The 12254-nt window shown below is 67.7% G+C and carries 12 protein-coding genes; 8 read left to right on the forward strand and 4 right to left on the reverse strand.

The window, feature by feature from the left end; translation table 11 throughout:
- Positions 1-95 precede the first annotated feature (95 nt).
- From argB to argC, 3 genes are read right to left on the reverse strand one after another with little or no spacing between them, the layout of a single operon-like run.
- A complete protein-coding gene (argB, locus tag OHA70_RS00060; protein WP_328327090.1) occupies positions 96-998 on the reverse strand; it encodes an acetylglutamate kinase in 903 nt (300 codons plus the stop codon).
- Complete coding sequence (gene argJ, locus OHA70_RS00065; protein ID WP_328327093.1) at positions 995-2191, reverse strand: bifunctional glutamate N-acetyltransferase/amino-acid acetyltransferase ArgJ; 1197 nt, start codon at positions 2189-2191, stop codon at positions 995-997. Before argJ ends, argB begins: the two co-directional genes overlap by 4 nt.
- Positions 2188-3219, reverse strand: coding sequence for an N-acetyl-gamma-glutamyl-phosphate reductase (argC, locus tag OHA70_RS00070; protein ID WP_328327095.1), 1032 nt, complete (start codon positions 3217-3219; stop codon positions 2188-2190). Before argC ends, argJ begins: the two co-directional genes overlap by 4 nt.
- A 96-nt stretch (positions 3220-3315) precedes the next feature.
- Here argC and OHA70_RS00075 point away from each other — a divergent pair, with 96 nt between their 5' ends.
- The 7 genes from OHA70_RS00075 to OHA70_RS00105 all read left to right on the forward strand — a co-directional run bounded on the left by OHA70_RS00075 (position 3316) and on the right by OHA70_RS00105 (position 11078).
- A complete protein-coding gene (locus tag OHA70_RS00075; protein ID WP_328327097.1) occupies positions 3316-3639 on the forward strand; it encodes a hypothetical protein in 324 nt (107 codons plus the stop codon).
- Positions 3640-3704: 65 nt separating this feature from the next.
- Positions 3705-4616: an RNA polymerase sigma factor SigJ gene (gene sigJ / locus OHA70_RS00080; protein ID WP_442913862.1), complete on the forward strand. Its 912-nt coding sequence runs from the start codon at positions 3705-3707 to the stop codon at positions 4614-4616.
- An 82-nt stretch (positions 4617-4698) separates the two neighbouring features.
- Positions 4699-5751 (forward strand): LacI family DNA-binding transcriptional regulator, encoded by a 1053-nt coding sequence (locus OHA70_RS00085; RefSeq protein WP_328327101.1) that lies wholly within the window; start codon positions 4699-4701, stop codon positions 5749-5751.
- A gap of 113 nt (positions 5752-5864) precedes the next feature.
- Positions 5865-7235, forward strand: a complete 1371-nt coding sequence (locus OHA70_RS00090) for an ABC transporter substrate-binding protein (RefSeq protein ID WP_328327103.1) — start codon at positions 5865-5867, stop codon at positions 7233-7235.
- A complete protein-coding gene (locus tag OHA70_RS00095; RefSeq protein WP_328327105.1) occupies positions 7232-8149 on the forward strand; it encodes a carbohydrate ABC transporter permease in 918 nt (305 codons plus the stop codon). The genes OHA70_RS00090 and OHA70_RS00095 overlap by 4 nt, the downstream gene beginning before the upstream one ends.
- Positions 8146-8997, forward strand: a complete 852-nt coding sequence (locus OHA70_RS00100; RefSeq protein WP_328327107.1) for a carbohydrate ABC transporter permease — start codon at positions 8146-8148, stop codon at positions 8995-8997. The genes OHA70_RS00095 and OHA70_RS00100 overlap by 4 nt, the downstream gene beginning before the upstream one ends.
- A 26-nt stretch (positions 8998-9023) precedes the next feature.
- Positions 9024-11078, forward strand: a complete 2055-nt coding sequence (locus OHA70_RS00105; RefSeq protein WP_328327109.1) for a beta-galactosidase — start codon at positions 9024-9026, stop codon at positions 11076-11078.
- 25 nt (positions 11079-11103) lie between these two features.
- Here OHA70_RS00105 and cpt read toward each other — a convergent pair whose 3' ends face one another.
- Positions 11104-11637, reverse strand: a complete 534-nt coding sequence (gene cpt, locus OHA70_RS00110) for a chloramphenicol phosphotransferase CPT (protein ID WP_328327111.1) — start codon at positions 11635-11637, stop codon at positions 11104-11106.
- Between the two features lie 57 nt (positions 11638-11694).
- Between cpt and OHA70_RS00115 the strand changes: the two genes are divergently transcribed.
- Positions 11695-12213 carry a GNAT family N-acetyltransferase gene (locus OHA70_RS00115; RefSeq protein WP_328327113.1) on the forward strand — a complete coding sequence of 173 codons (519 nt, stop codon included), beginning with the start codon at positions 11695-11697 and terminating at the stop codon, positions 12211-12213.
- Positions 12214-12254: the final 41 nt, after the last annotated feature.

Genomic DNA, 12254 nt, shown 5'->3' on the forward strand with positions numbered 1-12254 from the left:
GGCCTCCCGGTCTGGACTGAGGAGCGAAGCGACGAGGGAAGACCGGGAGTTCAGCCCCATGACCCGCCGAGCCGAAGGCGAGGCCAAAAGCACGGTCATGAGGGGATCACCTGGGTTCCGCTTCCGGCGTCGGTGAAGATCTCGAGCAACAGCGAGTGCGGTACGCGGCCGTCGATCACGGTCGCCCGGGAGACGCCGGACTGCACCGCGCGCAGGCAGGCCTCCATCTTCGGCACCATCCCGGAGGCGAGCGACGGCAGCAGCTCGGCCAGCTCGGCGGCGTCGATCTGGGTGATGATCTCCTCGCTCTCCGGCCAGTTCCGGTAGAGACCGGCGACATCGGTCAGTACGACGAGCTTGGACGCGCCCAGGGCGACCGCCAGGGCCGAGGCGGCGGTGTCGGCGTTCACGTTGTGCGCCTGACCGTCCTCGTCCGGGGCGATCGTGGAGACGACCGGGATCCGGCCGGCGTCGATCAGGTCGACGACCGCCTCGGGCCGGACGCCGACGACATCGCCGACCAGGCCGATGTCGACCGATTCACCGTCGATGATCGCGCCCCGCCGTTCCGCGGTGAACAGCCCCGCGTCCTCGCCGGACATCCCGACCGCGAACGGTCCGTGCGCATTCAGCAGCCCGACCAGCTCGCGACCGACCTTGCCCACCAGGACCATGCCGACCACGTCCATCGCCTCGGGCGTCGTCACCCGCAGCCCGCCGCGGAACTCGCTGTCGATGCCGAGCCGCTGCAGCATGTCGCTGATCTGCGGGCCGCCGCCGTGCACGACGACCACCCGTACGCCGCAATGCCGAAGGAACACGATGTCGGAAGCGAACGCCTGCTTCAACTCGTCGTCGACCATGGCGTTGCCGCCGTACTTGACCACGATCGTCTTGCCGTGGAACTCCTTCAGCCAGGGCAGCGCTTCGGTGAGCACGGCGGCCTTCTCGACCGCGTTGGCCTGGCTGGTCTCGATCAAACGTGTCGTCATGGTCATGAGGAGTACGCCGAGTTCTCTTCTACGTACGCGTGCGACAAATCCGTCGTCAGCACCGTCGCCGAAGCCGACCCGGCATGCAGGTCGATCACCACGTCGATCTCCAGTCCGCTGATATCGGCCTCGGACCGGTCGACGCCCTTGCCGCCGGCGACGCAGATCGCCGCGCCGTTCAGGGTGATGTCGAGCAGTGCCGGGTCGAAGGCGGTCGGCGCGTTGCCGACGGCCATCGCGATCCGGCCCCAGTTCGGGTCGGAGGCGAAGAAGGCGGTCTTGCAGAGGTTGTCCTCGGCAACGATCTTGGCGGCCGCGACCGCCTCGGCCTCGGTGGCCGCGTTCAGGACCGTGATGCTGACGTGCTTGGTGACGCCCTCGGCATCGGCCTGCAACTGCTTGACCAGGTCGGCGGCGAGCGCAGTGAGGGCCGCCTCGAACTCATCGGCCGGCACCTTGACGCCGGAGGCGCCCGAGCTGAGGAGCAGGACGGTGTCGTTGGTGGACGTGCCGCCGTCGACGTCCAGCCGGTTGAAGGTCTTGCCGACCGCGTTCCGTAGTACGTGGTCGAGGTGTGGCTGGTCGACGATCGCGTCGGTGGTGATGACGGAGAGCATGGTCGCCATGTTCGGCGCGCACATGCCGGCGCCCTTGGCGAAGCCGCCGATGCTCCAGCCGTCGGCGTGCTTGAGGACGGCCTGCTTCGGGACGTTGTCGGTGGTCATCACCGCGGTCGCGGCGGAGAGGCTGTGCTCCGGGGTGTTGCCCAAGGCGTCGACCACGGTCTTGAGGCCGGGCAGCAGTTTGTCCATCGGCAGCCGCTCGCCGATCAGGCCGGTCGAGCAGACGCCGATCTCCCCGGCGCCGACTTCGAGGATCGCAGCCAGCTCCTCGGCGGTCTTGTGGGTGTCGTGGAAGCCTTCGGGGCCGGTGCACGCGTTGGCGCCGCCCGAGTTGAGGACGACGGCCTTCAGCTTGCCCGCGGTCAGCACCTGCTGGGACCAGAGGACCGGCGCGGCTTTCACTTTGTTCGTGGTGAAAACGCCCGCGGCAGCGTCGTACGGGCCGTCGTTGACGACGACGGTGAGGTCCGGTTTGCCGGCGGGCTTGATCCCCGCGATCACCCCGGCCGCGCGGAAGCCGGCCGGCGCGGTGACTCCGGCGCTCCGATCGACTTGGTGCTGCACGGTTGCGGTCACGGGGCTACTCCTACGAGGGGAAGGGCCAGCGTCTCGTCGAGACCGGCGGCCAGGTTCATGCACTGCACGGCGGCGCCGGCGGTGCCTTTGGTGAGGTTGTCCATCGCGGCCACGATCACCGCGCGGCCGGTCCGCTGGTCCAGCGTGACCTGCAGCTGCACGGTGTTCGCGCCGAGCGTCGCCTGCGTCTGCGGCCACTGGCCTTCCGGCATCAGGTAGATGAACGGCTCGTCCTTGTACGCCGCTTCGTAGGCTGCGCGCAGTTGCGCGGCCGTCGTGCCCGGGGTGACCGGCGCGCTGCAGGTGGCGAGGATTCCGCGAGCCATCGGCGCTAGTACCGGTGTGAAGGAAACGGAGACGACTGCGTCGGTGACGGCGCCGAGGTTCTGCTCGATCTCAGGTGTGTGCCGGTGGACGCCGCCGACGCCGTACGCCGCGGCCGAACCCATCACCTCCGCGCTATGCAGGTTGGGCTTCGGCGCCTTGCCCGCTCCCGACGTCCCGCTCACCGCGACCACCACCAGTTGGCCTGGGTCGACGAGACCGCCCTGTACTGCGGGGAGCAGGGCAAGGGTCGACACGGTGGGGTAACACCCCGGTACTGCGACCCGGTTCGTCCCGCGGAGCTTGTCCCGTTGACCGGGCAGCTCGGGCAGGCCGTAGGGCCAGTGACCGGCGTGCTTGCCACCGTAGAACTCCACCCACGCCTCCGCCTCGACCAGCCGGAAGTCCGCGCCGCAGTCGATCACGGTGACGTCCTCGCCGAGTTGCTCGGCGATTTCGGCGGACTGCCCGTGCGGAAGGGCCAGGAACACCACGTCGTGACCCGCGAGGGTTTCCGCGGAGGTCTCGACCAGGATGCGCCCGGCCAGGGGCAGGAGGTGTGGGTGGTGGACGCCCAGCGCAGTACCGGCGCTGCCGCCCGCGGTGAGTGCGCCGATCTCGACTTCTGGATGTACCGAGAGCAGCCTGAGCAGCTCTCCCCCGGCGTACCCACTGGCTCCAGCCACCGCGACCGTCAAACTCATGTGAATGAGTATGTCAGATGACGCATGATTATCCAACCCTGAAGATCGGTAGTTCCACTCAAGCGCACCGGGCAGCGGATGGCCAGGATCATCTGTATGAACGGTTATCGAGTGTTCCTCGGCTGGATCGGGGTCGAGCTGGCCGGCTATGCACTGCTGGTGTTGTTCGCCTCGGACGAACCCAACTCGGGCTGCGTCGGTCTCTGCTTCAGCGACCAGGGCATGCTCGTGCTGCTCGGGATGATGGTCGGCATCTTCGTCCTGATCGGGCAGGTGATCGTCGGCCTCCTCCTGGTCAAGGCCTACAACCGCCGCCGGATGACCCCGCTCGCCACCGGGAGCGCCGCCTTCTTCACCACTTTCGCGGTCGTCGTGCTCATCTTCGGAGCACTGGCGGTGGCGAACCTGTCCCACATGTGATCGGGGCCATGTCACGAACCATCCGCCGCCCCGTGTCCGGAGGGATGACACGGGAACGAGGAAGGATGGTCCGCGTGAATGCTGATGAGCAGCTGGCGGCGGAGTTCGACGAGCATCGGGGGGTGCTGGTCGGGGCGGCGTACCGGGTGGTGGGGAGCGTTGTCGACGCGGAGGATGTCGTCCAGGAGACGTGGTTGCGGTGGGCGGCCGCGGATCGGGAGGACGTGCGGGATGTTCGGGCGTACCTGATCCGGATCACGACTCGGCTGGCGCTCAACCGGTTGCGGCAGCAGAAGGCTCGACGGGAGCAGTACGTGGGGCCGTGGTTGCCTGAGCCGATCGTGTCGACGCGGGATGCGGATGATCCGGCGGTCGCGGCGGAGGTCGCCGACTCGGTGTCGATGGCGATGCTCGTCGTACTGGAGACGCTGTCGCCGTTGGAGCGGGCGGCGTTCGTACTGCGGGAAGTGTTCGACCTGCCGTTCGGGGAGATCGCGGGGACTCTTGGGCGGTCGGAGGCAGCGGTGCGGCAGCTCGCGCATCGGGCTCGGGAGCATGTGCACGCGCGGCAGCCTCGGCATCAGGTCGACAAGGCGCGGCATGTCGAGGTGACCAACCAGTTCCTCTCGGCGGCGTGGTCAGGTGATCTCGACGGGATGGTCTCGATGCTCGCGCCGGACGTCGAGCTGATCACCGACGGCGGTGGCAAGAAGAAGGCCGCGACCCGGCCGATGCACGGCCCGGACAAGATCTGCCGCTGGGCGATCGCGCTACTCGGCCCCGGTCAGGACGCCCGCAACTTCGAGGTCCGGCTGACGGAGCTGAACGGCGAGGACGCCTTCGTCTTCTACGACGGCGACGAGGTCGACAGCGCCGGCTTCTTCGAACTCGACGCCGAGGGCCGGATCAGCCAGATCTACGTTGTCCGCAACCCCGACAAACTCACCAACGTCCCCCGCCTCAGCGAACTCGGCTGATCTCCGGGGTTGACTTTCTGACTACGCAGACACATTCTGACTACGCAGTCAGAGAGGCTGCTCGGCGTAAGGTGAGGGCCCTATGAGCGAGGCGAAGCCGGCACCGGAAGGCAGTCGTTCGCGCCGTCCGGGCAGCACGGATGTCGCCCGGCTCGCAGGTGTCTCGCAGAAGACCGTCTCGCGGGTGCTCAACGACGAGCCGTACGTCAAAGAAGAAGTCCGGCTCCGGGTCCAGGCAGCCATGCGCGAGCTCGGGTACCGCCGCAATGACGCAGCCCGCGCGCTCAACTCCGGAAAGACCCGGCGGATCGGCGTGGTCAGCCTCGGTACGGCGTTGTTCGGCCCGTCGACCCAACTGGTGGCCGTCGAACGTGCACTGCGCAGTACCGGCTACTCGCTGAGCATGGTCAACACCTTCGAAGGCGACGCCGGGGGTGTCGCCGGCGCGATCGACGTGCTGCTCGCGCAGGGCGTGGACGGCATCATCCTCGCCGAGCCGATCGACGAGGGCGACGACCAGCGGATCGAGCTCGAAATGCCAGTACTCACCTTCGGGCGCTTCCCCGGACTCAGCGCCCGGCCGCTGATCTCCACGGGCGGCGATGGAGTTCGCGCGAGCCGGGACGCGACCGAGCATCTGCTCGGCCTCGGGCACCGGACCGTCTGGCACGTCGCCGGCCCGGAACGCTGGTGGGCCTCGCAGGACCGGCTCGAGGGTTGGCGGCAGGCGCTGGCCGCTGCCGGCGCCCCCGAACCACCTGTGCTGCGAGGCGACTGGCTACCTGCCTCCGGCTACGCGGCCGGCCGGGAACTGGCCGCCAATGACGAGGTGACCGCGATCTTCGTCGCCAACGACGACATGGCCATCGGCGTGCTGCGCGCGCTCACTGAGGCCGGCCGCGCGGTGCCTGACGACGTCAGCATCGTCGGCTTCGACGACATCCCCACCGCGGCGTTCCTGACGCCGCCGCTCACCACCATCCCGCAGGACTTCGACGTGCACGTCGCCCGCGGGATCACGAATCTCATCACGGAGATCGAGTCGCCCACCGGTGACCGCTCCCCCGCCCTGGAGCCACCATCGCTCCGGCTGGTCACCCGTCACTCCACCGGCCCCGCTCGTACGGCGTCCTGACCGTCCTGCACTGACCGCACCGCAGCAGACCACCACCCGCTGAGCCTTCGAAGCGCTGGGCCGATGCCCCGCGCCCAGGCACCGCCTTGCCATCTTCCGAGGAGTTGTTCGCAGTGATCCAGATTCCGAAAGTTCGGCGGCGCGCCGGCCTCGCCGTCACCCTCGCCGCCACCCTCGCCCTCGCCGCCTGTGGCGGTAGCGGTGGTTCGCCGGCCGGTAGTTCGAGCCAGGCGCAGGCCGTCAGCCAGGCCGATATCGACAAGGCGATGTCCACGCCCACCGAGCTCACCTTCTGGACCTGGGTGCCGGACATCAAGAAGGAGGTGGCGCTGTTCGAGCAGAAGTACCCCGCGATCAAGGTGAACGTCGTCAACGCGGGTCAGGGCGAGCCGCAGTACACGAAACTCCGGACCGCGCTGAAGGCCGGCACCGGCGCCCCCGACGCGGCCCAGATCGAGTTCCAGTACGTCCCCACCTTCTCGATCACGAAGAGCCTGGTGGATCTTCGTCCGTACGGCGGGGACGCGCTGAAGGACAAGTTCGTCGACTGGACCTGGAACCAGGTGACCGGTTCCGGCGGCGAGGTCTGGGCGATCCCGCAGGACACCGGACCGATGGGGATGCTGTACCGCAAGGACATCTTCGACAAGTACGGCATCACCCCGCCGAAGACCTGGGACGAGTTCGCGGCCGCGGCCCGCAAGCTGCACGCCGCCGATCCCAAGGTCAGCATGACGAACCTCGCCTCGAACCAGAACGGCGTCTGGATGGGTCTGCTCTGGCAGGCGGGCGTCAAGCCGTTCGAGGTCACCGGCCAGGACACGGTCAAGGTGAATCTGAACGACGACCAGTCCAAGAAGCTCGGCAGCTACTGGAGCGAGCTGATCAAGGACGGTTCGGTGTCCACCGACCCCGACTTCACCGACCAGTGGTACCAGGCCCTCAACCGTGGCCAGTACGCCACCTGGCTGACGGCCGCCTGGGGTCCGGTGTTCCTGTCCGGCTCGGCCAAGTCCACCAGTGGCAAGTGGCGGGCCGCGCCGCTGCCGCAATGGGAGGCCGGCCAGCAGAAGTCCGGCAACTGGGGTGGCTCGACCACCGCGGTCGTAGCCGGCACGAAGAACCCGATCGCGGCCGCCAAGCTGGCCGAGTTCATCAATACCGATCCCGCGTCGACGAAGCTGTTCGCCACCCAGCAGTTCCTGTTCCCGGCCACCAAGGCGCTGCTCGCGGACCCGGCGTTCGTGCAGCAGAAGCCGGACTTCTACGGCGGGCAGACGGTCAACCAGGTGTTCTCCGAGATCAGCGGCACGGTCGACGACAAGTTCCAGTGGCCGCCGTTCCTGGACCAGACGGTGAACGACTGGGACGAGACGGTCGGCAAGTCGTTCGCGGACAAGTCCGACACCGGCGCGGCCCTCGACCAGTGGCAGTCGCGGACCACGACGTACGCCAAGAACCAGGGCTTCAAGGTCAACCCATGAAGCGGCTCCGTCCCGGCACCGACACCGTGGGGCGTCCGCGGCGGAGTATCAACCCCGCCGGCAGCGGTTACCTGTTCGTCGCGCCGTTCATGCTGGTGTTCGTCGCCATGCTGGTACTGCCGTTGGCCTACGCGGCGTACCTGAGCCTGTTCCAGGACCGGCTCATCGGTGGCACCGTCTTCGCCGGCCTGGACAACTACGTCACCGCCCTGCATGACGACCGGCTACTGCGCGGCGTCGTGCGGGTGGCCGAGTTCTTCGCCTTCCAGGTACCGATCATGCTGGCCATCTCGCTGCTCGCGGCGCTGGCCATCGACAGCGGCCTGTTGCGGTTCGCGAAGGCCTTCCGGCTCGGCATCTTCCTGCCGTACGCCGTCCCAAGTGTGGTGGCCACGTTGATGTGGGGCTACCTGTACGGACCCGACTTCGGCCCGGTCGCCCAACTCGCGGACAAGGTCGGCCTGGCCGCACCCAAGTTCCTTACCGACGGCTGGATGCTCGGGTCGATGGCGAACATCGTCACCTGGGAGTTCACCGGCTACAACATGATCATCCTGTACGCCGCGCTGCGCGCCGTACCGCACGAGCTCTACGAAGCAGCGGCCGTCGACGGCGCCGGTCCGTGGCGGACCGCCTGGAGCATCAAGATCCCCGCGATCCGTCCCGCGCTGCTGCTCTGCGTGATCTTCTCCGTGATCGGCAGCTTCCAGCTGTTCGCCGAGCCGAACCTGTTGCAGCGGCTGGCGCCGAGCGTGATCGACAGCGCGTACACGCCGAACCTGTACGCCTACACGCTCGCGTTCACGGGCCAGCAGGTGAACTACGCCGCCGCGGTCTCGTTCCTGCTCGGTCTGGTGATCGTGGTCGCCTCCTACACCGTGCTGTTCCTGACCAGCCGAAGGAGCAGGCGATGAGTGAGCGACGCAGCAAACTGCTGATGATCGGCATGGTCGCGCTGTTCGTGTACTTCCTGCTGCCGCTGTTCTGGTTGTTCGTCGCGTCCACGAAGACCACCGGCGATCTGTTCTCCAGCTTCGGACTGTGGTTCAGCCATGACTTCTCGCTGTTCAGGAACATCCGCGAGACCGTCACCTACGACGGTGGCGTGTACGCCCGCTGGATGCTCAACACCGTCTTCTACTCGGTCGTCAGCGCGGGTGGCGCGGCCTTCCTCTGCGCGCTCGGTGGCTACGGGTTCGCGAAGTACCGGTTCCGCGGCAACGGCGCGATGTTCGCGCTCGTGCTCGGATCCATCATGGTGCCGACGACCGCGCTCGCGATCCCGACGTACCTGCTGTTCAGCAAGGTCGGCCTGGTGAACAGTCCGTGGGCGATCATCCTGCCGTCGCTGGTCAGCCCGTTCGGCCTGTACCTGATGCGGATCTACGCCCAGGACGCGATCCCGGACGGCATCATCGAGGCGGCCCGGATCGACGGTGCGAGCGAGTTCCGGATCTTCTTCCAGGTGGCACTGCGGATGCTCGCGCCCGGCCTGGTCACGGTGCTGCTGTTCACGCTGGTGGCCACCTGGAACAACTACTTCCTGCCGCTGATCATGCTCAACAACCCCAAGCTCTACCCGGTCACGGTCGGCTTGGCCGCGTGGTCGTCCCAGTCCGTCGGCGGTGGCGGCTCGACCGGGGCGCTGCTGTCCTCGGTCGTCACGGGCTCACTGCTGTCCGTCATTCCGTTGATCGCCGCGTTCTTGCTGCTGCAGCGGTACTGGCAGTCCGGCCTGTCGGCCGGCGGCGTCAAGGGCTGACTCCCTTCTACCATTGGAGAAACACTGTGCAGCAACGTGTGCTCTTCGGAGCTGCGTACTACCACGAGTACCAGCCGCACGACCGGCTCGAGCAGGATCTCGACCTGATGGCCGCGGCCCGGTTCTCGGTGATCCGGGTCGGTGAGTCGGTGTGGTCGACCTGGGAGCCGGAGAACGGGCGGTTCGACCTCGACTGGCTGCAGCCCGTCCTCGACGGGGCGCACGCTCGTGGCATCGGAGTGCTGCTGGGCACTCCGACGTACGCCGTACCGCCCTGGCTGGTGCGGCTCTACCCGGAGATCACGGGTGAGCGGAAGACGGGGCAGCGGATCGGCTGGGGTGCCCGGCAGGAGGTCGACTTCACCCACCCGGCCTTCCGATTCCACGCGGAGCGGGTGATCCGCCAGATCATCGGCCGGTACGCCGGCCATCCGGCGGTGCTCGGGTTCCAGGTCGACAACGAGCCAGGGAACGAGTTGCTCCACAACCACGGGGTGTTCCAGCGGTTCGTGGATTGGCTGCGGCACAAGTACGGCGACGTCCAGACCCTCAACGACGAGTGGGGGCTCGTCTACTGGTCACACCGGCTGTCGGACTGGGCCGACCTGTGGACACCGGACGGCAATATCCAGCCGCAGTACGACGTCGCGTGGCGGCAGTTCCAGGCGGACCAGACGACGGAGTTCATCGGCTGGCAGGCCGACATCGTCCGCGAGTACGCTCGCCCGGACCAGTTCGTCACCACCTGCATCTCCTATGACCGTCCTGCCGTGGCCGACGACGACCTGGTCCGCCGGCTCGACGTGACAGCGGGCAACCCGTACTACGCGATGCAGGACGGGCTCCTCCAACCCCCGGCGCCCTCGGCCCACCAGAGCTGGACCACCACCGGGACCTGGGCGCTCTACCTCAGCGCGGACCGGATGTACTCGTCACAGCAACGCCCGTTCCTCGTCACCGAGACGAACGCGAACTCCATCGGCGCCCCCTGGGACAACCGGCCGGCGTACGACGGTCAATGGAGGCAGGCGGCGTGGGCACTCATCTCACGCGGGGCGAAGATGATCGAGTACTGGCACTGGCACACCTTGCACTTCGGCGCAGAGACGTACTGGGGTGGTGTGCTCCCCCACAGCGGTGTGCCCGGCCGCACGTACCAGGAGGTCGCCCAACTGGGCGCCGAGCTCGAGGCGGCCGGCTCGCTGGTGGTCGACCTGACGCCTGACAGCGATGTGACGATGCTGTACTCGCTGCCGAGCAAGTGGCTCATGCAGAAGTACCCGCCGCTGTCGAAGGAGGACGGCAGCCCGGATGACCGCTCGTACCACGGTCTCTTCGATCCCTTCTATCGTGGAGCGTTCGAGGCGGGTCTGCAGGTGCGTGTGCTGCATGCCAGCCAGTTCACCGGCGCCGATTCGGTCGCACAGCACGCGGTGCTCGTCGTACCGGGGCTATATCTGGCCGACGACGCCTTGCTGGAGCAGTTGGTCGCGTACGCCGAAGCCGGGGGCCACCTGGTCGTCGGGCCGCGCACGGGTTACGCGGACGAGGAGGCACGGGCCCGGACCGCCACCATGCCCGCCGGACTCGCACAAGCGGCAGGAGTCGCGTACGACGAGTACAGCAACCTCAGTGCTGACGTGCCGGTCAACGGCGTAGGTCTGGACCTTGGCGATGACGCAGCGGCCACTCGGTGGGCGGACGGGCTACGTGTCGATGGCGCCGAGGTACTGGCGGGCTATGACCATCCCCACTTCGGACGGTGGCCGACGATCACCACTCGCGTGCATGGCTCCGGCCGGATCACGTATGTGGGCACGGTTCCCAATCCCGCACTGGCCGCTGCCCTGTTCCGGTGGATCCAGCCCGCGGCATGGACTGGGCTGCCGAGCAGTGTGAGCGTCACTTCCGCTACCGGTGCCGACGGGCAACGCCTCCGGTTCGTCCACAACTGGTCCTGGGACACCGTCACCATCGACCTGCCGCACGCCGTTCACGACGTACTGGCGGATGCCGCGACAGACGACAAACTGACTCTCGGTCCGTGGGACGTCCGGGTGCTGCTCGATCCACCCCAGTAACACCAACCGTCGGCACTGGCGCGGCTCAGAGCACCCGGGCTGCGATCGTCCGGGCGCAGTCGATCGACTCCGTCGTGCCAGTGTCGACCTCTACGTCGTAGACCACACCCTCATGCACGACCGAGGCCTGCAACTCAGCCATGCCGCCGGTACGGTCGCCGCGGGCAATCTCGCGGCCGGCCGCGATCTCCGGGGCGCAGCGGACGCCTACCCACAGCACTTCGAGGCCGTCCAACTGCGTGCGCACTCTGGCTTGTGAGGCGGCACCGCTCAGGAAAACGTCGTCGAAGATGATTCGGGCGCCGGCGCGGGCCATGGCGGCGACGCCGGCCATCCAGGCTGCTTCGATCTCGCGGAAGCCGGCGCCTACCTCGACCTCGCCACCCGAGCCGAACGCGATGCCGGACCCCGAATCCAGCAGGCCGGGCGGCAGCGCGTCGACCAGATCATCGACGCCGAGGCTGATCCACGGCTGCGGCAGCACCGCCTTCAAGCAGCGCGCGATGCCTGTCTTGCCGGAGCTCGATCCGCCGTTCAAGACGATCACTTGGGTAGCCACCGAGCCGATTCTGCCAGCTAAGCTATCTGCAAGTCAGTCGCATTTAGGGAGGCAGCGGTGGAGTACAGGGTGATCGACCCGGAGGCGGTTTCGGACCCGGAGTTGCGGGCGGATCTGCTGGACACCTGGATCGCTGCGACCGATGCGGGCGGCAGTGTCGGGTTCACCGCGCCGGCCCCGGTGAACCTGGTTGCCGAGACGCTCGATGCAGCGCTCGAGCGGGTTGCTGCGGGCAAGGATCTGCTCGGCGTCCTGCACAACGGCGACCGGTACGTCGGTATGGGGCTGCTGGTCAGCAGGGGCAGCGCGCTCAACCTTCACTGGCGGACAGTGCTCCGCGTCATGGTGCATCCGAAGTACCAGGGTGCGGGCGCCGGTGCTGTGTTGATGAACGGACTCAGGCAGTCCGCGGTAGAACTCGGGCTGGAGCAGCTGCAGCTGACCATCCGCGACGGGAACAGCCTGGAGGCGTTCTACGGCAAGCTCGGCTACCGGGTCGTCGGCAGCCACCCCCGCGCAGTACGGGTCGCACCGGACGACTACCGCGACGAACTGATGCTGGTCACGGACCTCTAGCGCGGCGCCGGGTCCCGCTTCCCAGTAGCAGGACCCGGCGG

Source organism: Kribbella sp. NBC_00382 (assembly GCF_036067295.1).
Classification (GTDB): domain Bacteria; phylum Actinomycetota; class Actinomycetes; order Propionibacteriales; family Kribbellaceae; genus Kribbella.